Consider the following 19,964-nt stretch of genomic DNA (forward strand, 5'->3'; position numbering starts at 1 on the left):
GTGCGCACCGGCCGGCACAGCAGGTGCGCGGTCCTCGCACGGCCTCCCCGCCGCCCACCGTCCGCGCCACGACCCACATCACTCGAGGTGAAACCCATGCCAACAACCACCGAACCGGCTCCGGTCGAGACCGAGCGCCTGCAGCGGATCAAGGAGGCGGCCTTCCGGATCCGCACCAATGCGCTGATCCAGGCCGAGGTCCAGGGCCAGGGCTACATCGGCCAGGCCCTGGACATCGCCGACGTGCTGGCCGTGCTCTACGCCGACCAGCTCAACCTGCGCCCGGAGGAGCCGGAGTGGGAGGGCCGGGACCGGTGCCTGCTCTCCATCGGCCACTACGCCCTGGCGCTCTACGCGGCCCTGGCGGAGGCGAAGTTCCTCCCGCTGGAGGAGCTGGAGACCTACGCGACCGACGACTCCCGCCTGCCGATGTCGGCGATGGCCTCCTACACCCCGGGGGTGGAGATCTCCGGCGGGTCCCTGGGCCACGGCCTGGTGATCGCCAACGGAGTGGCCCTGGGCCTGAAGCGCAAGGACAACCCCGCGTTCGTCTACAACATCCTCTCCGACGGGGAGCTCAACGAGGGCTCCACCTGGGAGGCCGCCGCCGTGGCCGCCCACCACGAGCTGGACAACCTGATCGCGATCGTGGACTTCAACGACCAGCAGGCCGACGGCAAGAGCCAGGCGATGCTGGGCATGGAGCCCATCGAGGGCAAGTTCGAGTCCTTCGGCTGGATCACCCGCCGGGTCGACGGCAACGACGTCGCCGCCGTGCTCACCGCCCTGGAGGAGCTGCGCGCCCTCGAGGTACGGCAGCCGCGGTGCCTGGTCGTGAACACCAAGCTCGGCAAGGGCGTCGACTTCCTGGAGAACCGCGAGAAGCTGCACTTCATGTCCGTCGCCGCCGACGAATGGCAGAAGGCCCACGACCGACTGAAGGAGTCGTCCCAGGCATGAACACCACCCAGAACACCAGCGCCGCCCCCAAGCAGAGGCTGACCTCCGACGCCATGAGCGCCTCCCTGGCCCGTGAGGGCCAGCGCACCACCGCGGCCCCGCTGGGCCACGCCCTGGTGGAGCTCGCGGCCCGCGACGAGCGGATCGTGGGCCTGTCAGCGGATCTGGCCAAGTACACCGACCTGCACATCCTGCGCGACGCCATGCCGGACCGCTTCTACCAGATCGGCATGGCCGAGCAGGCCCTGCTCGGGGCCGCCGCCGGCCTGGCCATGGAGGGCTTCGTCCCCTTCGCCTCCACCTACTCGGTCTTCGCCACCCGCCGGGCCTACGACTTCCTGTGCCTGGACATCGCCGAGGCCGACCTCAACGTCAACATGGTCTGCGCCCTGCCCGGGCTCACCACCGGCTACGGGCCCTCCCACCAGGCGACCGAGGACATCGCGATCCTGCGCGGGATGCCCAACCTCACCATCGTGGACCCGTGCGACGCGGTGGACATCGAACAGGCCGTCCCGCAATTGGCCGCCCACGACGGGCCCACCTACACCCGCATCCTGCGCGGGAAGGTGCCCCGGGTGCTCGACGAGTACGACTACACGTTCGAGCTGGGCAAGGCCAAGATGCTGCGGGACGGGGCGGAGGTGCTGCTGATCTCCACCGGGCTGATGACCGAACGCGCCCTCGAGGCCGCCAGGGCCCTGGAGGCCGACAAGGTCGACGTCGCGGTGCTCCACGTGCCCACCCTCAAGCCACTGGACGAGGACACCATCCTGCGGGAACTGGGCCGGGACCGCCTGGTGCTCACCTGCGAGAACCACACCGTGATCGGCGGGCTCTTCGACGCCGTCGCCCACGCGGCCGTGCGCGACGGCATCCTGCGCCAGATCACTCCCGTCGGGCTGCCCGACGCGTTCCTCGACGCCGGGGCCCTGCCCACCCTCAACGACCGCTACGGGGTCTCCACCACCAAGATCGTCGAGAAGATCAAGACCCTCCTCCACCCCCGCCGCACCGAACGCGCGGACTGATCGCGGACGCACCACAACACGGCTGTGGGCCGGACGGGGACCGCTCCGTCCGGCCCACAGCCGTGTGCGGCCGCTGCCGCTGCGCCCACGGCACGGGCACCAGCCTCCGCGAGGGAACGGGGCGGGAACGCGAGGAAATCGGGCGGGGAGATGCCGGACCGGCGCCCCACCGGCACGACGGCGCCCGGGCCCCTCGGTCCTCCGAGGGGTCCGGGCGCCGTCGCACGGGCGGTGGATGTCAGTGCATGTGGCTGCCGCCGTTGATGTCCAGGGTCACACCCGTGAGGTAGGCGGCGTCCTCGGAGGCGAGGAAGGTGATCGACGCCGCGACCTCCTCGGTGGTCGCCGTGCGCCCCACGGGAACGCTCGCAGCAATGGCGGCCTCCTGCTCCGGGGTGCTGCCGACCCGGATGTTGGTGTCCACCGCACCCGGGGTGACGGCGTTGACGGTCACCCCGGTCGGGCCCAGCTCACGGGCCAGGGCCTTGGTGAAGCCCAGGACGGCCGCCTTCGCCGAGGAGTAGGGCACCTTGCCGAAGACCCCGCCGCCGCGCTGGGCGGAGACGGAGGACATGTTCACGATCCGGCCCCAGCCGTTCTCGATCATCTCGGGGAGGAAGGCCTTGGTGACCAGGTAGGTGCCGGTGGCGTTGACGTCCATGACCTTGTGCCACAGCTCCAGGGTGGTGTCCAGGAAGTCCACCGGGGAGGTGATGCCGGCGATGTTGACCACCGCCCCCACGGGGGGCAGGTCGCCCGCGGCGACCTCGGCGGCCACGGCGTCGTGGGCGGCGGTGACCGAGGCCTCGTCGGACACGTCGACCGCGTGGCCGAAGGCCGGCACACCGCACTCCTGCGCGATGCCCCGGGCGACCTGCGCGGACTTCTCACCGTCGAGGTCCAGGATCACGACCCCCCAGCCCTCGCGGGCGAAGCGGCGGGCGGTGGTGACGCCGATGCCCTTCTCGGAGGTGGCGCCGGTGATGACAGCGGTGCGTTGAGTACTCGACATGATGCTCCTCGAATGGGTCAGGGATGAACGGGTCTCGGGCTGCGACACGGCCGGGAACCCTGGGAAGGGTTCGTCCTGGAGGGCGCTCCTGCCGTGCAGAGCAGCGCCCTCAGTGGCCGGCGCCATCGGCGTGGGCCTCGACGTGCAGCGCCGGACTGTGTGCCATGTCACGCTATCGCAGTTGACTGTTGACAGTCAACGTTCACTCCGCGAGGATTTGTTCCGGGAAGTGACGCAGGACACAGGCGAGGAGAGCACGTGGTGGAGAGGGCGGGAAGGATCTGATGAGCGCCGTCAGCATCGACCCCGGGCGGGCAGGTCCCGACGCCTCGACGCTGTCCATGGCCGCGAAGGCGGCCCTCGTCCTGGCGGCCTTCTCCGGCGGTCCCGGGTCCGCGCGGTGCTCCGAGCTGGCCCACCGCACCGGCCTGTCGCTGTCGTGCGTGCACCGCATCGTCAAGGAGCTGGTCGAGCAGGGCCTGCTGGAGCGGCGGGGCTACGAGGTGCTGCTGGGCCTGAAGATGTTCGAGCTCGGCGCGAGGACGCAGCGGCCCCACGAGGTGCGCCGGCTGGCCCTGACCACCATGGTGGACCTGCACCGGGCCACCGGCCGGCCCGTGCAGCTGAGCGTGCTGGAGGGACGCGAGGTCCTGGTCGTCGAGGCCCTGAGCGGTCCGAGCCGACGGCCGGGGGTCCCGCAGGCCGGGGACCGCCTGCCCGCCCACGCCACCGCGGCCGGCAAGGCGATGCTGGCCCGCTACCCCGCCGAGTGGCTGTCCCTCTACCTCAGGAGCCCCCTGGAGCGGGCGGGGCCGCGGACCATCACCTCCGGCACCGCCCTGGACCGCGAGCTCGACGGCGTGCGGGCCCACGGCACCGCCTGGGACCTCCAGGAGTCCGGCCCAGGCCTCAGCGCGGTCGCCGCCGCCCTCCGCCGGGCCGACGGCCTGCCCGTGGGAGCCCTCAGCATCACCGGCCCCGCCGGGGCCCCGCCCACCCCCCGAGCCGCCACCGCCCTCCAGGCCGCCGCCGAGGACCTCAACCGCCGGCTCCGCACCGACCCTCACCTGGTCTCCCCGTGACGGACGAAACCTGCAGGATCACCGCACCGGCAGAATGAGCGCGCACGGGCTTCCGCTTCCCGCCGTCGCCCGGTGGCCTTCCCCGGCCGGATCATCCGGGAGCGGACAGCCTTCCCGCCCGGCCTCCACTCAGCCCCGGTCATGGCCGTGGGCGCGAAAGGACCGATCATGAGCGCACGTTTTCTGGTGACCACCCCCATCCCCGATCCTGGCCTGCCGCTGCTGGAGGAGGCCGGCACGGTCACCGTCCTGCCCGCACCCCCCGACCACGCCCGCCTGACGCAGCTGTGCGCCTCGGGGGACTACGACGTGGTCCTCACCCAGCTGCGGGACCGCGTCGACGCCGAGCTGCTGGCTGCGGCGAAGCTGCGGGGGGTGTCCAACTACGCGGTCGGGGTCAACAACATCGACGTCGCCGCCGCCACCGGCCGCGGCATCCTCGTCGGCAACACCCCCGGGGTCCTCACCGACGCCACCGCCGACGTGGCCCTGGCCCTGATCCTGGCCACGGCCCGCCGGGTCGTGGAGGCCGACCGCATGGTCCGCCAGGGCCGGTTCACCGGCTGGGAGCCTCAGCTGCTGCTGGGCCACGACGTCACCGGGGCGGTGCTGGGCCTGGCCGGCTTCGGGCGCATCGCCCGGGCCACCGCTCGCCGGGCCCTGGCCTTCGGCATGACCGTGCTCTTCGCCCCCCGGCCCCCGGCACACCGCGAGGTCACCGAAGAGGAGCTGGGCGAGTTCGCCGGGCGGGTCGCCCAGGTGTCCTGGGAGGACCTGGTGGCCCGCAGCGACTACCTCTCCCTGCACGTCCCGCTCACCGTGTCCACCCACCACCTCGTGGACACGGACGTGCTGGCCCGGATGAAGCCCTCGGCCGTCCTGATCAACACCGCCCGCGGCCCCGTCGTGGACGAGACCGCTCTGGTCACCGCCCTGCGGAACGGGACCATCGCCGCTGCCGGGCTGGACGTCTACGAGCACGAGCCCGCCCTGGCTGCGGGCCTGGCCGAGCTGGACAACACCGTGCTGCTGCCCCACATCGGCTCCGCCACGGTGCCCGTGCGCGCCGAGATGGCCCGGCTCGCGGCGCTGAACGCCATCGCCATCGCCGCAGGACGCACCCCACCCCACCTGGTCAACCCCGAGGCGCTCCGCTGACGGTCCTCCTCGCCCACCGGCTCACCCACCGCCCGGGGCAGCCCGCGGATGCGGCCGCTGAGCGCGGCCCGGGAGGACCTGGCGGCCTGCGGAGGCACGTGGCCGGGACGGGGCGAGCCGGTGCTGCTGCTCCACGGCTTTGCCCGGCACTGGTGGGGGTGGCGGGAGGGGATTCCCGGTGGCGGCCACCCGTCCACGAACAGCCCGAGGCCGTGCCCGCGAGCTCCACGGTCCTCGACCTCCGGGCGGACGACGTCGGCGCCGCCGGGGACGTGCCGTCCGTTCCGCAGGAGGAGCAGCGCCGCCGCGCGGGAGCAGGGCCGGACAGGACGCAGGTGCGTGCTGCCCGGCCCCCCGGCGGGTGCGGTCAGCGGTCCACCGCCGCCATGAAGCCCCGGGGCCGTTCGCGCAGGCCGGCGATGCGGTCGGCGATGTGGGCGTCCATGTCGAAGCCCTTGTACGGGGAGGGCGGGCGCTTCCGGACGTTGGCCGAGCACTGGAAGCCCTCACAGATCAAGGTGCCCACGGTGGAGCCGTCCCGTCCGGCCGCGCCGGACCGGCGGGCCACGTACATGACCACGGGGTGGGGCAGGCGCACGTCCTGGCACCACGCGCACATCGCCTGCTTGCCCGGCCCCGCGGGCCCGGAGGTCTGCAGGACGATGCCCTTCGGCCCCTCCTCGGTGGGGACGACGGCGAATCCGCGCCGCGGGGACTGGGGATCGCGCCAGCCCAGGTAGTCCAGGCGGTCCCAGTCCACCTGATCCAGCTCAGGGGGCACGGGCAGGCGGGCGGCGTCCCGGCGGGAGCAGTTGATGAAGCTGGAGCGGATCTCTTGTTCGGTCAGCGGGTGCATGGGAAGTCCTTCGGGGGTGCAGAGGGGCTCCCGCACGCGCGCAGCAGGGCGCCGGCCGGGGCCGGAACGGGCCCGGGGGGCAGGAGCACCCGGTGCGGCAGCGCGGGAGGGGATCAGGCGGTCGGGTCCGCGAAGCAGGATGGCCGGCACACGCCCAGGACGTGCCCGGGCAGCGGCCCGGGCGCTCCACGGAGCGCAGCGCTCCTGGAGCCGCCGAGGCGGCATCGGCCAGGAGTCCGGCGCGGGCACGCCTATCTCTGACCGGCGGAGAAGCCGCCGACGTCCTCCTGAGCGATCGAGGCGCTGCCTGACGACGGCCGGACAGGGTGGACCAGCGCTCGCGCCGCACTTCCCTGTTCGCCCATGCCACCACCCTAGAGGGGAAGCGGCAGGGCTGCCACCGCACCCGCCCGTCGGTGCGGCCTGCGCGGCCCCGCACCCCGGGCCCTTCAGCCCAGCTGCGCCGGCAGGTCCGGGAACGCGGCGGCCACCCCCGCGTGGCGGATCGTCCCGCCGGCCACGTTGAGCCCGGCCGCGAACTCCGGGTCGGCGCCCAGGGCCTGCTGCGGGTCCCGGGCGAGGCGGCGGAGGTAGGGCGTCGTGGCGTTGGCCAGCGCCCGGGTCGCGGTGCGGGGCACGGCACCGGGCATGTTGGCCACGCAGTAGTGGGTGATGCCGTCGACCTCGAACGTCGGGTCGTCGTAGGTCGTGGGACGCGAGGTCTCGAAGCACCCGCCCTGGTCGATCGCCACGTCCACGAGCAGGGCGTGGTCGTGCAGCATCCCCAGGTGCTCCCGGCGCACCAGCTTCGGCGCCGCCGACCCGGGGACCAGCACCGCGCCGATCACCACGTCCGCCCCGGCGATCTCCTCCTCGAGCACGTGCTCGTCGCTCATGAGCACCCGCGCGCGGTGACCGAGCAGGTCGGTCAGCTCCCGGATCCGCACGCCGTCGGCGTCCAGCACGGTCACGTCGGCCATGAGCCCCGTGGCCGCGAGCGCGGCCTGGGTGCCGACCGTGCCCCCGCCGACCACCACGACCTTCGCGGCGGCGACGCCGGGGACCCCGCCCATGAGGATGCCGGGTCCCCCGGCGTTGGACTGCAGGTGGTGGGCGGCGGACTGGGCGGCGAGCCGTCCCGCGATCTCGGACATCGGCCGCAGCAGGGGCAGGGTGCGCCCGGCCCGCACGGTCTCGAAGGCCACGGCGGTGGCACCCGAGGCCACGAGGGCCTCGGTCAGCGGGCGGTCGGCGGCCAGGTGCAGGTAGGCGAACAGCGTCAGGTCGGGGCGCAGGAACCCGTACTCGGCCTCGACCGGCTCCTTGACCTTGACCAGCAGCTCGGCCCGCGCCCACACGGCCTCCCGGTCGGTCACCTCCGCCCCGGCGGCGGCGTAGGCGTCGTCGTCGAACCCGGAGCCCAGCCCCGCGCCGGTCTCCACGAGCACCTCGTGGCCGTCGCGCACGAGCTGCGCGACCCCGGCGGGCAGCAGGCCCACGCGCTGTTCGGCCGGCTTGATCTCCCGGGGGACTGCGACGCGCATGGGACGGTCCTTTCGTGGCAGGGGCTACCGCCGCAGCTGTTCGGCGGCGGTGGGGTCGGAGTCGTTGAGGAACTTCTGGATGCGCTCGGCCTCGTCGAACTCGCCGATCGCGGCCGCGGCCCGGCCCAGGCACGCGAGCGCGCGCAGGAAGCCCTGGTTGGGCACGTGGGAGAACGGGACGGGCCCGTGGCCCTTCCAGCCGTGGCCGCGCAGGGCGTCGAGGCCGCGGTGGTAGCCGACGCGGGCGAAGGCGTAGCCCTCGAGGGTGCGGCCCTCGGCGAGGGCGTCCTCGGCGCACAGGGCCCACGCCAGGGGCGCCTTCGGGAAGCGCGCGGCCAGGTCCTCGGCCTCGTCGCCCGCCTCGATGCGCTCGGTCAGGCCCGGCTCCTCGGTCAGGTAGGTGGGCTCGGGGCCGTCGAGGAGGTTCTTGCCGGCAAGGTTCACGGGGCGGGTCCTTTCGGTGCGGGAAGCGGGGGAGGTGGTGCGGGGAGGACGACGGCGGCGCCCCGCACCGGGCAGGACGCCGCCGTCGGGCTCCGCGGGCGCGGAGCGGGGAGGACCTACTTGACGGAGGTCCCGGCGGAGCCGAGGTTCTGGCAGGCCTCGACCACGCGGGCGGCCATGGACTCCTCGGCCAGGGCGCCCCACACGCGCGGGTCGTACTTCTTCTTGTTGCCGACCTCGCCGTCGACCTTCAGGACCCCGTCGTAGTTGGCGAACATGAACCCGGCGATGGGGCGGGTGAAGGCGTACTGGGTGTCGGTGTCGACGTTCATCTTGACCACGCCGTAGGAGACGGCGTCGGCGATCTCCTGGGCGGAGGAGCCGGAGCCGCCGTGGAAGACGAGGTCGAAGGGGCGGTCCTTGCCGATCTTCGCCCCGACCTCCTGCTGGATCTGCTGGAGCAGCTCGGGGCGCAGCTTGACCCCGCCGGGCTTGTACACGCCGTGCACGTTGCCGAAGGTCAGGGCCGTGATGTAGCGGCCGTTCTCCCCGGCGCCGAGGGCCTCGACGGTGGCCAGGCCGTCGGCGACCGTGGAGTACAGGTCCTCGTTGATCTCGTTCTCGACGCCGTCCTCCTCGCCGCCGACGGCGCCGATCTCGACCTCGAGGATGATCTTGGCCTTGGAGGTGCGCGCCAGCAGCTCCTGGGCGATCCGCAGGTTCTCGTCGAGGGCGATCGCGGAGCCGTCCCACATGTGGGACTGGAAGATCGGGTCCTCGCCGCGGGCCACGGCCTTCTCGGACTCCGCCAGCAGCGGCAGCACGAAGGAGTCGAGCTTGTCCTGCGGGCAGTGGTCGGTGTGCAGGGCGATGTTGACGTCGTAGTTCTTGGCGACCTCGCGGGCGAAGGCGGCCATGGCCAGCGAGCCGGTGACCATGTCCTTCACCGAGGCCCCGGACCAGTAGGCGGCGCCGCCGGTGGAGGCCTGGATGATGCCGTCCGAGCCGGCCTCGGCGAAGCCGCGGATCGCGGCGTTGAGCGTCTGGGAGGAGGTGACGTTGATCGCCGGGTAGGCGAACCCCTTCTCCTTGGCGCGGTCGATCATCTCGGCGTAGACGTCAGGGGTGGCGATGGGCATGCTGGCTCCTTCGGGTCGGGTGTGGCCTGGCTCCCACTCTAGCCAAATCGGCGCCGGGGAACGACGACCGGACGCGGCTCCGTCAGGGGACGGTCTGGCCGAACACGTGCCGCCGCACCCAGGCGTGCATGGCCACGGCGGCCGCGGCGGAGGCGTTGACGGAGCGGGTCGACCCGAACTGGGCGATGGACAGGGTCACCTCGGCGGCCGCGTGCATCTGCGGGCTGAGCCCGGGGCCCTCCTGGCCGAGCACGAGCACGCACCGCTCGGGCAGGTCGTAGGTCTCCAGCTGCTCGGAGTCGGGGAAGTTGTCGATCCCGATCACGGGCAGGCCCTCGGACCGGGCCCATGCGACGAACTCCTCGACGCTGCCGTGGTGGCGCAGGTGCTGGTAGCGGTCCGTGACCATGGCGCCGCGCCGGTTCCAGCGCCGCCGTCCCACGATGTGCACCTCCCGGGCGAGGAAGGCGTTGGCGGTGCGCACCACGGAGCCGATGTTGAGGTCGTGCTGCCAGTTCTCGACGGCCACGTGGAAGCCGTGCCGGCGGGTGTCGAGGTCCGCGACGATCGCGTCCATGCTCCAGTACCGGTAGCCGTCCACGACGTTGCGCCGGTCCCCGTGCGCGAGCAGCTCGGGGTCCCAGTGCTCGCCCTCGGGCCAGGGGCCCTCCCACGGGCCGACGCCGACCTCCGGGGCCCCGTCCGTGCCGGGCGCGGGGTCAGTCAAGCCCCAGCTCGTCCTTCGTGAAGGCGTAGAGGCAGGGCACGCCGGCGGTCTGCTCGATCCGCTCCTTGGCGCCGGTGCGGCGGTCGACGATGATCGCCACGGCCACGACGTTGGCGCCCGCGCGCTGCAGGGCCTCCACCGCCGTGAGCGCGGAGCCGCCGGTCGTGGAGGTGTCCTCGACGACGACGACGTTCCGGCCCTCGACGGACGGGCCCTCGACCTGCCGGCCCATCCCGTAGCTCTTCTGGGCCTTGCGGACCACGAACGCGTCCACGGCCCGGCCCTGGTCCCCGGCGGTGCGCATGATCGCCTGGCCCACGGGGTCGGCGCCCATCGTGAGCCCGCCGACGGCGTCGAAGGAGATCCCGGCCTCGTCGAGCAGCGCGAGCATCACCTGCCCCACGTAGCGGGAGGCCTCGTGGTGGAGGGTCACCCGGCGCAGGTCCACGTAGTAGTCGGCCTCGATGCCGCTGGCCAGGGTCACCTTCCCGCGCACGACGGCGAGGTCGACGATCAGCTGGCGGAGGCGGTCGCGGGCCGTCGCGAGGTCGACGGGCGAGAAGTCGGTGGTCATGCCGACCAGTCTAGGGCCGCGGCGATCCGTCCCCGTTCCACCGCCCGCGCGGGCGGACCGGCGGGACGCTCAGCGGGGGGCCATGCGCAGGGCGCCGTCCATCCGCACGGTGGTGCCGTTGAGGTAGTCGTTGTCCACGAAGGTCGCCACGAGCTGCGCGAACTCCTCCGGCCGGCCCAGCCGGCGCGGGAAGGGCACCCCGGCGGCCAGCCCGGCCCGGTACTCCTCGCTCACGGTCGCGAGCATGGGCGTCTCGATCACGCCGGGGGCGATGGTGTTGACCCGGATCCCGGAGCTCGCGAGATCGCGGGCCGCCGTGAGGCCCAGGCTGTGCACCCCGCCCTTCGACGCCGCGTAGGCGGCCTGGCCGACCTGGCCCTCGAACGCGGCGACGGAGGCGGTGTTGACGACCAGCCCGCGCTGCCCGTCGTCGTCGACGGGCCCGGTCGCGGCGATCCGCTCGGCGGCCAGGGTCAGCACGGTGAAGGTGCCGATCAGGTTGACGCGCAGCACGGTCTCGAACAGGTCGAGGTCGTGCACGCCCTGTCTCCCCAGCACGCGGGCGGAAGGCCCGATGCCGGCGCAGTTGACGACGGTGCGCAGGGGACCGGCGTCGGCCGCGGCGGCCACGGCCTCGCGCACGGCGTCGCGGTCGGTGACGTCGGCGGGCACGTAGCGGAGGCCGTCGACGGCGGGGGCCCGGTCGATCGCGGTGGGGAGGTCGACGGCGGTCACGCGCACCCCGCGCGCGGCGAGCATCGCGGCGGCGGCGGCGCCGAGGCCGGAGGCGGCGCCGGTGACGAGGGCGGAGGTGTCGGTGACGTCCATGGAGGTCCTTTCGGGCGGGGACGGGAGGGGCTCAGACGAAGGCGGAGACGCCGGTGACGGCGCGGCCCACGATGAGGGAGTTGATCTCGTAGGTGCCCTCGTAGGTGTAGAGGATCTCGACGTCGTTGAAGAGCTTGGCCATCTCGTGGTCGGTGACCACGCCGTTGCCGCCGAGCAGGGCCCGGCCGGCCGCGGCGGCCTCCCGCGCCAGGGACGTGGTGGTGGCCTTGGCCAGCGCCGCGTGGGGCATGTCGAGCAGCCCGTCCTCCTGCAGGCGGGCGATCTGGGTCATCAGGCCGAGGGACGCGGTGGCGTGGCCGAGGATCCGGGCCAGGGGCTCCTGCACGAGCTGGAACGCGGCGAGGGGCCGGCCGAACTGGTGGCGGGAGATCGCGTAGGCGCGGGCGACGTCGAAGATCCCCAGCTGCACCCCGGCGGCCTGCCAGCCCACCCAGGCGCGGGAGTTGCGCAGCATCTCGTTGGCGGCCGCGAAGCTGGTGGCTCCGGGCAGGAGGGCGTCGGCCGGGACGCGGACCTCGTCGAGCACGATGTCGGCGTTCTGCATGATCCGCAGACCGGTCTTGTGCTCGATCCTCGTGGCGGACCAGCCGGGGCGGTCGGTCTCCACGAGGAAGCCCTTGACCTGCCCGTCGGCGGTGTCCCGGGCCCAGACCACGGCGACGTCGGCGACGGTACCGGAGCCGATCCAGCGCTTGGCCCCGGAGAGCACCCACCCGCCCCCGTCGCGGGCCGCGGTGGTGGCCAGGCCCCCGGCGATGTCGGAGCCGTGCTCCGGCTCGGTCAGGGCGAAGGCCCCCAGCGCCCGGAACCGGCGCAGGCCCGGCAGCCACCGGGCCTTCTGCTCCGCGGAGCCCAGCGCGTCGATCAGCCCGAGGACGAGCTCGTTGTGGATGCCGACCAGGGCGGACAGGGAGACGTCCGCGCGGGCGACCTCGGCGTAGGCCAGTCCCCGGAACAGCCGGCTCGCCCCGGACAGCTCGAGCTCGCCGAGCCCGTGCTCGGCGAGCGCGGGCAGCAGGTGCGCCGGGAACTCCTCGCGGTTCCAGTGCTCCGTGACGACGGGACGGATCTCCGCCTGCAGGAACGCGTGCAGGGCCGCGAGCCGCTCGCGCTCGGGCGGCACGAGGAGGGATGCGAAGGAGAAGAGGTCGGCGTCCGGGAACGGGATGCCGACGGCGTGCTCCACGGACGGGGATTCCCCGCGCAGGACCGGGATCATGGGATGTCCTCTCGTCGGTCCGGGGCGGAGGGGTGGCCCGCGTGGACCGGGTCGAACAGTACGGTTGTGAGTACGATCGTACTGTGACGGACCTCACTGGGCCAGCCTCCGCGCACGGGGCGCCGGCGCGCACGCCCCGCCAGCGCCAGCTCTTCGACGAGCTGCTGGCGCTCTTCCTGCGCGAGGGCTTCCGCGATTTCACCATGGACGGCGCGGCGGCGCGGCTGCACTGCTCCAAGGCCACGATCTACGCCCTGGCCGGCGGACGGGAGGAGCTGGTGCGCGCCGTGCTCGTGGCCTTCTTCAAGCAGGTCAGCCGGGGCACCGAGGAGGCCCTGCGTGGACCCGGCGGGGCGGCGCAGCGGCTGCTGGCCTACCTGGAGGCGATGGCCGAGCAGCTGCGGCCGGCCTCGCCGCGGTTCCTCCAGGACGTGGCCGGCTCGCCCGTGGCCTCGGAGGTCTACGAGCGCAACACGCGCATCGCCTCGGCGAAGCTGGCCGCCCTGGTGGCCGAGGGAGTGGCCACCGGGGAGTTCCGGCCGGTGCCCACGGGCTTCATCGCGGAGGTGATCTCCTCGGCCATGGACCGCATCCAGCAGCGCACGGGGATGGGCGGCCTGGAGGGCCCGAGCGCGTACCGGGAGCTCGGCCTGCTCATCGTGGGCGGCGTCCGCGCCGGGTGAGCCCGGCCGGGCCGGCGGGTCAGGGCCCGGGCAGGACCCTCCCGCGCTCCAGGCGCACGACGGCGTCGGCGAGGGCGCCGACGTCGGCGGGGTCGTGCGTGACGATCACGGCCATGCGCCCGGCCAGGACCCGGCCCAGGAGCTCGCGCAGGGCGGGGGCCGCGGTCCGGTCGAGGGACGCGAACGGCTCGTCGAGCAGCAGCAGGCGCGGGTCCGCGGCGAGCGCCCGCGCCACGGCGACGCGCTGGGCCTGCCCCCCGGAGAGCTCCGCGGGGCGGCGCCCGGCCAGGGGGCCGGCGTCCACGGCGTCGAGCCACTGCGCGGCCGCCTCGCGGGCCCCGCGCCGTCCCGCGCCGCGGGAGCGGGGCCCGAACGCGACGTTCTCGAGCACGCTCAGGTGCGGGAACAGCAGGGGGTCCTGGGCCAGGAGGACGACGCCGCGGTCGTGGGCCGGCACCCAGGGCCCCCGGCCGCGCGCGTCCAGGTCGAACAGGACGCGGTCGTCGAGGACGGCCCGGCCGGTGTCGGGCACGAGCAGGCCCGCGACGATCCCGAGCAGGGAGGACTTGCCGGCCCCGTTGGGCCCGGTCACCGCCAGGGTCTGCCCGTCGGCCATGGACACGGCGAGGTCGAGACCGCGGGCGCGCAGCCGGGCGGTGACGTGCAGGCTCATGCCCCGTCCCCGCCGCCGTCGGCGCTCCGCGCCCGGGCGCCCCGGCGCCGGCCCGGCGCGGAGACGCCCACGACGAGCACGGCGACGAGCACGAGCACCAGCGACAGGGCGATCGCGGCGTCGGGGTCGGTCTCGCGCTGCAGGTAGATCTCGAGCGGGAGGGTGCGGGTGACGCCCTCGAGGCTGCCGGCGAAGGTCAGCGTGGCCCCGAACTCCCCGAGGCTGCGGGCGAAGGCCAGCACGGCCCCGGAGGCGAGGCCGGGCAGCGCGAGGGGCAGGCTCACCCGGCGCAGCACGGTGCCGGGGCCCGCGCCGAGGGTCGCGGCGACCCGTTCGTAGCGCTCCCCCGCCGTGCGCAGCGCCCCCTCGAGGCTGACCACGAGGAACGGCAGGGACACGAACGTCTGGGCGAGGACCACCGCCGCGGTCGAGAAGGCGATGCTGACCCCGGCCAGCTCCAGGTGGCGGCCGACGAGCCCGTTGCGCCCGAAGGTGTGCAGCAGCGCGAGTCCTCCGACGACGGGGGGCAGCACGAGCGGGAGGAGGACGAGGGCGCGCAGAGCACGCCGGCCCGGGAACGCGGTGCGGGCCAGGAGCAGCGCCAGCGGCACGCCCAGGAGCACGCACAGGGCGGTGCTCGCGGACGCGGTGCGCAGGCTCAGCCCCAGCGCGTGCAGGGCGGAGGGCGAGGTGACCAGCCGGGGGAAACCGGCCCAGTCCACCCGGGCGAGCATGGCGAGCACGGGCAGGACCACCACGCCTGCGCCCAGTGCCGCCGGGAGCCACACCCATCGAGGGACGGTGCCGAAGCCGCGGGGGCGACGCCGGGTCACGGTGTCACGAGCCGCTCGGCGGGCCCGGCGGATGCCCCCGTGGAGGCGGAGTCCCCGGCGCGCACGGCCGCCTCACGCCCCGGGGGTCTCGACGACGACGTCGGTCGACTTGACGACGGCCGTGGCCACGCGCCCGGGCTCCAGGCCCAGGTCCCGGACGGCCTCGGTGCTCATGAGCGAGACCACGCGGTGCGGACCGCACTGCAGCTCCACCTGGGACATCACGGTGTCCGAGACGACCTCGGTGACCAGCCCCACGAAGCGGTTGCGCGCGGAGCTGGCGACCCGCGCGGGGTCCTCGGGCCGCACGGAGCGCTCCTTGAGCAGGCGGGCCAGCTCCAGCCCGTCCACCACGGTCTGGCCGGTCGCGCTCCTGGCGCTGCGCAGGGTGCCCTGGTCGATCCAGCGCCGGACGGTGTCGTCGCTGACGCCGAGGAAACGAGCGGCGTCAGTGATCCTGAGCTCGGTCACGGAGCCATGCTATCCGCGTCTGCGGCTCGTGCACAGCCGAACAGGCGCAGGTGCGGCACCCGGCCGCCCGCAGGGATCGTTCCACCGGGCCGGGCCCCGGGGTCCACGGGAGTCGTCCGCACGGTGGACGCGCGGGGGAACGGGCGAGGGCGGAGCTCAGGCGCCGGCGACGACCTGGCGGACGGACTCGCCGTAGCGCTCCAGCTTGGCGTCACCGACGCCGGAGACGGCGCGCAGCTCGCTCAGCGAGTCCGGCCGCGCCTGCGCGATCGCGGCGAGGGTCGCGTCGGTGAAGACGACGTACGCCGGCACGCCCTGCTCCTTCGCCACGCCGGAGCGCCAGGCCCGGAGCCGCTGGAAGAGCTCCTGCTGGGGCTCGTCCAGGGCCGGGACCGCGGCACCGGTCCTCGACGTGCGGGGGGCCTTCCTCCGCTCGGACTCGCGGCGCAGGAGCACCTGCTGCTGCCCGCGCAGCACCTCCCCCGCCGCGCCGGTGATCCCGAGGACGCCGTACTCCCCCTGCACCTGGAGCAGGCCCCGGGCGAGCAGCTGGCGCACCACCCCGCGCCACTCCTGATCGCTCAGCTCGGTGCCGATGCCGAACGTGGTGAGCTCGGTGTGGCGCATCCGCACCACCCGCTCGGTCTGCCGGCCGAGCAGGATGTCCACCAGGTGCCCGGCGCCGAACTGCTGGCCCCGCTCCCGCTGCAGCCGCACGATCGTGGACATGAGCTTCTGCGCGGGGACCGTGCCGTCGAAGGCCTCGGGCGGGTCGAGGCAGGTGTCGCAGTTGCCGCACGGCCCGCTCGCCTCGCCGAAGTAGCGCAGCAGCTGCTGACGGCGGCACTGCACCGTCTCGCACAGCGCCAGCATCGCGTCCAGGTGGAGGGTCTGGGCGCGCTTGCGCTGCCGGTCCCCCTCCCCGTCCTCGATCATCCGCCGCTGCTGCACGACGTCCTGCAGCCCGTAGGCCAGCCACGCGGTCGACGGCAGCCCGTCGCGCCCGGCGCGACCGGTCTCCTGGTAGTAGCCCTCGATGCTCTTGGGCAGGTCGAGGTGGGCGACGAAGCGCACGTCGGGCTTGTCGATGCCCATGCCGAAGGCGATGGTCGCGACCATGACCACGCCGTCCTCGCGCAGGAAGCGGGTCTGGTGGCGCAGGCGCGTCTCGGCGGACAGGCCGGCGTGGTACGGCAGCGCGTCGACGCCCTGGGCGGCCAGCCACTCGGCCGTGCGCTCGACCGAGGCGCGGCTGAGGCAGTAGACGATCCCGGCCTCGCCGTCGTGCTCCGTCCGGACGAGCCGCAGCAGCTGCCGGCGGGCGTCCTGCTTGGGCCCGACACGGTACTGGATGTTGGGCCGGTCGAAGCCGGAGACGAAGACGCGGGCCCCGTCCAGGCGAAGGTTGCGGACGATCTCCTGGCGCGTCTCCTCGGTCGCGGTGGCGGTGAGGGCGATACGCGGGACTCCGGGCCAGCGCTCGTGCAGGATCGTCAGGCCGAGGTAGTCGGGGCGGAAGTCGTGGCCCCACTGGGCCACGCAGTGTGCCTCGTCGACGGCGAAGAGCGCGACGCGGGCGCGGTCGAGCAGCCCGGCCGCCACCGGCAGGCGCTCGGGAGCGAGGTAGAGCAGGTCGAGCTCGCCGGCCAGGAGACGGCGCTCGACGGCGCGGCGCTCCTCGGCGGTCTGGCTGGAGTTGAGGTAGGCGGCGCGCACACCCAGCTGCTCGAGGGCGTCGACCTGGTCGTGCATGAGCGCGATGAGCGGGCTGATGACGACGCCGGTGCCCTCCCGGACGAGCGCGGGGACCTGGTAGCACAGGCTCTTGCCGCCGCCGGTGGGCATGAGCACGAGCGCGTCGCCGCCGCGGGTGACCGTCTCGATGATCTCGGCCTGACGGCCGCGGAAGGCGTCGTAGCCCCAGACGCGGGTGAGCACGTCGAGCGGGGCGGACGGCGTCGCGCGCGAGGCTCCGGACGCATCGGCGCCCGGCGTGCCGGGGTCGTGCGGGCCCCGCTCGCCCGGCTCCTCCGGCGGAGGCCCCGTCCGGCCGGGCTCGGGCTCGCTCCACGTCTTCCCCACACGGCCAGGGTAGCCGGTGCGGGCCGGACGGCGGATCGCGGGTGTGCGCGGCGGGGTCTCAGCGGTGCGTGAACCGGGGGTCGCGCTTGTCCGCGAAGGCGGCCATGCCCTCCTTCTGGTCGGCGGTGGCGAACAGGGCGTGGAAGAGCCGGCGCTCGAAGAGCACGCCCTGGGCCAGGGTCGTCTCGTAGGCGGCGTTGACGGCCTCCTTGGCCGCCATCGCGGCGGGCAGCGATTTCTCCGCGACGGTCTGCGCCACGGCCAGCGCCTCGTCGAGCAGGGCCTCGGCGGGCACGACGCGGGAGACCAGCCCCGCCCGTTCGGCCTCCGCCGCGTCCAGCTGCCGGCCCGTGAGGACCATGTCCATGGCCTTGGCCTTGCCCACGGCGCGGGTCAGCCGCTGGGAGCCGCCCATCCCGGGGATCACCCCGAGGTTGATCTCCGGCTGCCCGAACCGGGCGGTGTCCGCGGCGATCAGGACGTCGCACATCATGGCCAGCTCGCACCCCCCGCCCAGCGCGTAGCCGGCGACGGCCCCGACGATCGGGGTGCGCACCCGGGTGAAGGCGTCCCACCCGGCGAACCAGTCCGCGAGGTACATCTCCGGGGCGGTGCGCCGGGCCATCTCCTTGATGTCGGCCCCGGCCGCGAAGGCCCGCTCGGAGCCGGTCAGGACGATCGCCCCGATCCCCGGGTCCGTGTCCAGGGCCCCGGCGGCGGCCACGACGTCGTGCAAGGTCGCGGCGTTCAGGGCGTTGAGCGCCCTCGGCCGGTTCAGGGTGAGGACCCCGACCCGCCCGCGCCGGTCGACGAGGACGTTCTCGTACGGCTGCTCCTGCGACTGCTCGCTCATGCTCGTCTCCCTGGGTCGGTGTGCTGCTGCGGTGGTGCGTCGTCGTGCGGGGTGCTCACCCGTCGGGGGGCCCCGGAGGCCCGAAGCCGGCCTGCGCCAGCCGTTCCCGGCCGGCCGGCCCGGTCACGAAGGCCACGAACTGCTCGGCCCGCTCCCGGTCCCCGCCCTCGACGCCCACCACCGCGTAGGGGTTGGTGACCTGCGCGGCCGCGGGCAGGGGCACGCCGTCCACGTCCTGCTCGTGGGCGGCCACGTCGGTGACGTAGACCAGCCCGGCGTCGGCCTGCCCGGCGCGGACCTTGCCCAGCACGTCGGTGACCGAGTTCTCCTCGCTGACCGGGTCCAGGAACACCCCGGCCAGGTCCTGCACCGTCCGGGCGGCCTGACCGCACGGGACCTGCTCGGCGCACACCACGGTGCTGAGGTCCTCCCGCCGCAGGTCGGCCAGCGAGCGGACGCCCTCGGGGTTGCCCTGGGCCACCGCGATCGTCAGCCGGTTGGTGGCCAGGGGCTGCGGCGTGCCGGCGGCCCGCCCCGAGTCCAGGACCCGGTCCAGGGTCCGCTCGTCCGCCGCGGCGAAGACGTCCGCGGGCGCGCCCTCGGCGATCTGGACGGCGAGATCGGCGGAGCCCGAGAAGTTCAGGGCCACGTCCACCCCGGGGTGCTGCTCCTCGAACCGGGCGGCCAGGTCGGTGAACACCTCGGTCAGCGACGCCGCGGCGTAGACGTCCACCCGCTCGGCGCCCGCGGGCGTCCCGCACCCGGCCAGCACGGCGCCCAGCGCGAGCGCGGCCCCGGCGGCGCGGCAGCACGCGGCGGCCTGCGGCCGGCGCGAGCGGGCCGGCCGGACGGGTCCGGCGTCGTGCAGGGGCATGCCCCGATCCTATCCGCGGGTCCCTTGCCGCCGCGCGAAGGCCCGGCACTAGCATGAGTGCATGCGGAAACTGCAGGCAGCAATCATCGAAGAGATGGGCGTCAAGCCCGAGATCGACCCGCAGCAGGAGGTTGATGCACGCGTCCAGTTCCTCTGCGACTACCTGAGGGCCAGCCGCACCCGGGGCTTCGTCCTGGGCATCAGCGGCGGCCTCGACTCGACGCTCGCGGGCCGGCTCGCCCAGCTGGCGGTCGAGAAGCTCACCGAGGAGGGCGCCGAGGTGCAGTTCGTGGCGATGCGGCTGCCCCACAAGGTCCAGCACGACGAGGAGGACGCCCAGGCGGCGCTGCGCTTCATCGCCCCCGACCGCACGGTCACGTACGACATCGGCACGGCGGTGGAGGGCTTCGACCGGGGCTTCTCGGACGCGACGGGCCGGGAGATCTCCGACTTCAACCGGGGCAACGTCAAGGCCCGCGTGCGGATGGTCGCCCAGTACGCGGTCGCCGGCGAGCACAGCCTGCTGGTGGTCGGCACCGACCACGGCGCCGAGTCGGTGACCGGGTTCTTCACCAAGTACGGCGACGGCGGGGCCGACGTCCTGCCGCTGTTCGGGCTGAACAAGCGGCAGAACCGCCTGCTCCTGCAGTGCCTGGGCGCCGAGGAGCGGCTGTGGAGCAAGATGCCCACCGCCGACCTGCTCGACGAGGAGCCCGGCCAGGCCGACGAGGTCGAGCTGGGGCTGAGCTACGACGAGATCGACGACTACCTCGAGGGCCGCGAGGTCGACGACGCCGTGGCCGAGCGGATCGAGGCCCAGTACCTGAAGACCCGGCACAAGCGCACGACCCCCGTCACGATGCTCGACGACTGGTGGCGCGGCTAGCACCACCGCAGCAC

21 protein-coding genes are annotated in these 19,964 nt (G+C 74.0%); 6 read left to right on the forward strand and 15 right to left on the reverse strand.

Features of this window, described 5'->3' with window-relative positions; translation table 11 throughout:
* The first annotated feature begins 96 nt into the window (after positions 1-96).
* Positions 97-960: a transketolase gene (locus tag M3185_RS05705; protein WP_251332713.1), complete on the forward strand. Its 864-nt coding sequence runs from the start codon at positions 97-99 to the stop codon at positions 958-960.
* Positions 957-1,991, forward strand: coding sequence for a transketolase family protein (locus M3185_RS05710; RefSeq protein WP_251332714.1), 1,035 nt, complete (start codon positions 957-959; stop codon positions 1,989-1,991). The genes M3185_RS05705 and M3185_RS05710 overlap by 4 nt, the downstream gene beginning before the upstream one ends.
* A 238-nt stretch (positions 1,992-2,229) precedes the next feature.
* Here M3185_RS05710 and M3185_RS05715 read toward each other — a convergent pair whose 3' ends face one another.
* Complete coding sequence (locus tag M3185_RS05715) at positions 2,230-3,003, reverse strand: SDR family NAD(P)-dependent oxidoreductase (RefSeq protein WP_251332715.1); 774 nt, start codon at positions 3,001-3,003, stop codon at positions 2,230-2,232.
* A 284-nt stretch (positions 3,004-3,287) separates the two neighbouring features.
* Here M3185_RS05715 and M3185_RS05720 point away from each other — a divergent pair, with 284 nt between their 5' ends.
* Positions 3,288-4,085, forward strand: a complete 798-nt coding sequence (locus M3185_RS05720; protein WP_285859543.1) for an IclR family transcriptional regulator — start codon at positions 3,288-3,290, stop codon at positions 4,083-4,085.
* A 168-nt stretch (positions 4,086-4,253) separates the two neighbouring features.
* On the forward strand, positions 4,254-5,243 hold the full coding sequence (locus M3185_RS05725; RefSeq protein ID WP_251332716.1) for a 2-hydroxyacid dehydrogenase: 990 nt from the start codon (positions 4,254-4,256) through the stop codon (positions 5,241-5,243).
* A gap of 367 nt (positions 5,244-5,610) precedes the next feature.
* Here the strand turns inward: M3185_RS05725 and M3185_RS05730 are convergent, their stop codons facing one another.
* From M3185_RS05730 to M3185_RS05765, 8 genes are all read right to left on the reverse strand, one after another.
* The gene (locus tag M3185_RS05730; protein WP_251332717.1) at positions 5,611-6,099 is read right to left on the reverse strand and encodes an FBP domain-containing protein; all 489 of its coding nucleotides are present in this window, start codon (positions 6,097-6,099) and stop codon (positions 5,611-5,613) included.
* A 449-nt stretch (positions 6,100-6,548) separates the two neighbouring features.
* On the reverse strand, positions 6,549-7,643 hold the full coding sequence (gene ald / locus M3185_RS05735; protein ID WP_251332718.1) for an alanine dehydrogenase: 1,095 nt from the start codon (positions 7,641-7,643) through the stop codon (positions 6,549-6,551).
* Positions 7,644-7,667: 24 nt separating this feature from the next.
* On the reverse strand, positions 7,668-8,087 hold the full coding sequence (locus M3185_RS05740; RefSeq protein ID WP_251332719.1) for a DUF3151 domain-containing protein: 420 nt from the start codon (positions 8,085-8,087) through the stop codon (positions 7,668-7,670).
* A gap of 116 nt (positions 8,088-8,203) precedes the next feature.
* Positions 8,204-9,226, reverse strand: a complete 1,023-nt coding sequence (fbaA, locus tag M3185_RS05745; protein ID WP_251332720.1) for a class II fructose-bisphosphate aldolase — start codon at positions 9,224-9,226, stop codon at positions 8,204-8,206.
* Between the two features lie 82 nt (positions 9,227-9,308).
* The gene (locus tag M3185_RS05750) at positions 9,309-9,953 is read right to left on the reverse strand and encodes a TrmH family RNA methyltransferase (protein ID WP_251332721.1); all 645 of its coding nucleotides are present in this window, start codon (positions 9,951-9,953) and stop codon (positions 9,309-9,311) included.
* Positions 9,946-10,527, reverse strand: a complete 582-nt coding sequence (gene pyrE / locus M3185_RS05755) for an orotate phosphoribosyltransferase (protein WP_251332722.1) — start codon at positions 10,525-10,527, stop codon at positions 9,946-9,948. The genes M3185_RS05750 and pyrE overlap by 8 nt, the downstream gene beginning before the upstream one ends.
* Positions 10,528-10,596: 69 nt before the next feature.
* Entirely contained in the window at positions 10,597-11,355 is a 759-nt protein-coding gene (locus M3185_RS05760) for an SDR family NAD(P)-dependent oxidoreductase (protein WP_251332723.1), read from the reverse strand.
* Positions 11,356-11,386: 31 nt separating this feature from the next.
* Positions 11,387-12,595, reverse strand: a complete 1,209-nt coding sequence (locus M3185_RS05765) for an acyl-CoA dehydrogenase family protein (protein WP_251332724.1) — start codon at positions 12,593-12,595, stop codon at positions 11,387-11,389.
* Positions 12,596-12,678: 83 nt separating this feature from the next.
* Between M3185_RS05765 and M3185_RS05770 the strand changes: the two genes are divergently transcribed.
* Positions 12,679-13,278, forward strand: a complete 600-nt coding sequence (locus M3185_RS05770; protein WP_251332725.1) for a TetR/AcrR family transcriptional regulator — start codon at positions 12,679-12,681, stop codon at positions 13,276-13,278.
* A 19-nt stretch (positions 13,279-13,297) separates the two neighbouring features.
* Here the strand turns inward: M3185_RS05770 and M3185_RS05775 are convergent, their stop codons facing one another.
* The 6 genes from M3185_RS05775 to modA form a co-directional block, all read right to left on the reverse strand.
* Positions 13,298-13,951 (reverse strand): ATP-binding cassette domain-containing protein, encoded by a 654-nt coding sequence (locus M3185_RS05775; RefSeq protein ID WP_374238470.1) that lies wholly within the window; start codon positions 13,949-13,951, stop codon positions 13,298-13,300.
* The gene (locus tag M3185_RS05780; protein WP_251332726.1) at positions 13,948-14,784 is read right to left on the reverse strand and encodes an ABC transporter permease; all 837 of its coding nucleotides are present in this window, start codon (positions 14,782-14,784) and stop codon (positions 13,948-13,950) included. The genes M3185_RS05775 and M3185_RS05780 overlap by 4 nt, the downstream gene beginning before the upstream one ends.
* A 72-nt stretch (positions 14,785-14,856) precedes the next feature.
* Positions 14,857-15,255: a TOBE domain-containing protein gene (locus M3185_RS05785; protein WP_251332727.1), complete on the reverse strand. Its 399-nt coding sequence runs from the start codon at positions 15,253-15,255 to the stop codon at positions 14,857-14,859.
* Positions 15,256-15,411: 156 nt separating this feature from the next.
* Entirely contained in the window at positions 15,412-17,337 is a 1,926-nt protein-coding gene (gene recQ, locus M3185_RS05790; RefSeq protein WP_374238471.1) for a DNA helicase RecQ, read from the reverse strand.
* A gap of 58 nt (positions 17,338-17,395) precedes the next feature.
* Entirely contained in the window at positions 17,396-18,190 is a 795-nt protein-coding gene (locus M3185_RS05795) for an enoyl-CoA hydratase (RefSeq protein ID WP_251332728.1), read from the reverse strand.
* Positions 18,191-18,245: 55 nt separating this feature from the next.
* A complete protein-coding gene (gene modA / locus M3185_RS05800) occupies positions 18,246-19,064 on the reverse strand; it encodes a molybdate ABC transporter substrate-binding protein (RefSeq protein ID WP_251332729.1) in 819 nt (272 codons plus the stop codon).
* Between the two features lie 61 nt (positions 19,065-19,125).
* On the opposite strand from modA, the gene nadE reads away from it, so the two are divergent.
* The gene (gene nadE, locus M3185_RS05805) at positions 19,126-19,950 is read left to right on the forward strand and encodes an ammonia-dependent NAD(+) synthetase (protein ID WP_251332730.1); all 825 of its coding nucleotides are present in this window, start codon (positions 19,126-19,128) and stop codon (positions 19,948-19,950) included.
* Positions 19,951-19,964: the final 14 nt, after the last annotated feature.

This window comes from Kocuria rosea, from assembly GCF_023715525.1.
Classification (GTDB): domain Bacteria; phylum Actinomycetota; class Actinomycetes; order Actinomycetales; family Micrococcaceae; genus Kocuria; species Kocuria rosea_A.

What these genes read in the sequence shown, in the direction of transcription:
- M3185_RS05705 (WP_251332713.1), top strand. Translation starts at nt 97, where the DNA reads ATGCCAACAACCACCGAACCGGCTCCGGTCGAGACCGAGCGCCTGCAG.
- M3185_RS05710 (WP_251332714.1), top strand. Translation starts at nt 957, where the DNA reads ATGAACACCACCCAGAACACCAGCGCCGCCCCCAAGCAGAGGCTGACC.
- M3185_RS05715 (WP_251332715.1), bottom strand. Translation starts at nt 3,003, where the DNA reads ATGTCGAGTACTCAACGCACCGCTGTCATCACCGGCGCCACCTCCGAG.
- M3185_RS05720 (WP_285859543.1), top strand. Translation starts at nt 3,288, where the DNA reads ATGAGCGCCGTCAGCATCGACCCCGGGCGGGCAGGTCCCGACGCCTCG.
- M3185_RS05725 (WP_251332716.1), top strand. Translation starts at nt 4,254, where the DNA reads ATGAGCGCACGTTTTCTGGTGACCACCCCCATCCCCGATCCTGGCCTG.
- M3185_RS05730 (WP_251332717.1), bottom strand. Translation starts at nt 6,099, where the DNA reads ATGCACCCGCTGACCGAACAAGAGATCCGCTCCAGCTTCATCAACTGC.
- ald (WP_251332718.1), bottom strand. Translation starts at nt 7,643, where the DNA reads ATGCGCGTCGCAGTCCCCCGGGAGATCAAGCCGGCCGAACAGCGCGTG.
- fbaA (WP_251332720.1), bottom strand. Translation starts at nt 9,226, where the DNA reads ATGCCCATCGCCACCCCTGACGTCTACGCCGAGATGATCGACCGCGCC.
- pyrE (WP_251332722.1), bottom strand. Translation starts at nt 10,527, where the DNA reads ATGACCACCGACTTCTCGCCCGTCGACCTCGCGACGGCCCGCGACCGC.
- M3185_RS05760 (WP_251332723.1), bottom strand. Translation starts at nt 11,355, where the DNA reads ATGGACGTCACCGACACCTCCGCCCTCGTCACCGGCGCCGCCTCCGGC.
- M3185_RS05765 (WP_251332724.1), bottom strand. Translation starts at nt 12,595, where the DNA reads ATGATCCCGGTCCTGCGCGGGGAATCCCCGTCCGTGGAGCACGCCGTC.
- M3185_RS05775 (WP_374238470.1), bottom strand. Translation starts at nt 13,951, where the DNA reads ATGAGCCTGCACGTCACCGCCCGGCTGCGCGCCCGCGGTCTCGACCTC.
- M3185_RS05795 (WP_251332728.1), bottom strand. Translation starts at nt 18,190, where the DNA reads ATGAGCGAGCAGTCGCAGGAGCAGCCGTACGAGAACGTCCTCGTCGAC.
- modA (WP_251332729.1), bottom strand. Translation starts at nt 19,064, where the DNA reads ATGCCCCTGCACGACGCCGGACCCGTCCGGCCGGCCCGCTCGCGCCGG.
- nadE (WP_251332730.1), top strand. Translation starts at nt 19,126, where the DNA reads ATGCGGAAACTGCAGGCAGCAATCATCGAAGAGATGGGCGTCAAGCCC.